This is a genomic window from Pseudomonas sp. FSL R10-1350, from assembly GCF_009600525.1.
GTDB lineage: Bacteria > Pseudomonadota > Gammaproteobacteria > Pseudomonadales > Pseudomonadaceae > Aquipseudomonas > Aquipseudomonas helleri.
The window spans coordinates 1-596 of the sequence record NZ_WIVR01000175.1; the positions used below are offsets into that span (position 1 = coordinate 1).

Here is a 596-nt window from a genome sequence, read left to right on the forward strand (position 1 = left end):
TTTCGTGATAGTCGCTGTCTTGCTCTGACTCTGATGCAATGACCGTGGCTGAGAAAATCGCGTACCGCCTTGCGTTGCGGGCTGACTGCCAAAAAGCACGCTCGTTGACGCAATAGGCTGTGGCATTTCCGATCTTAATCGCATCCAGCCAGTTGTCGTCTTTCAGGTGTTTGATTGCCTTTGCGACTGACGTTCGGCTCAGATCTGTGACCTCGCAGAGGGTCTTGTAGGAGCACACAACGGCGTTTGTTGACTTACCCATGTGCTCGACCAGATAGAACAGGATCTGCATCGCCACGGGGTTCCTACGAGCTAGCTCTCGCATCTGCTTCATGTAGCTACGGTTGAGCTGGACGAAGTTGTAATTCTCGACGCTTGAAACCTGTTTCTCAGCCTCTTCCATGGTGGTACTCATCAGTCTCGTTTCGTACTACTGGTTGTACACACATGCGTACTGGTTGTAAACCTAGGCGAACTGGTTGAACAACTGAGTACACTCCTGGGGTGCACTCACCAGTACACTCCTGGGGTGTACTCTGTTTTTTTTTTTACCTTTAAAATCAGTGACTTACATAATGTCTCCTTCTGTATCTCAA

The 596-nt window shown here is 49.3% G+C and carries 1 protein-coding gene; it reads right to left on the reverse strand.

What is annotated here, in order from left to right:
* Positions 1-415 (reverse strand): replication/maintenance protein RepL (locus GHO25_RS25720; protein WP_153393420.1); only part of this gene is annotated, 415 nt, incomplete at its 3' end.
* Positions 416-596 lie beyond the last annotated feature (181 nt).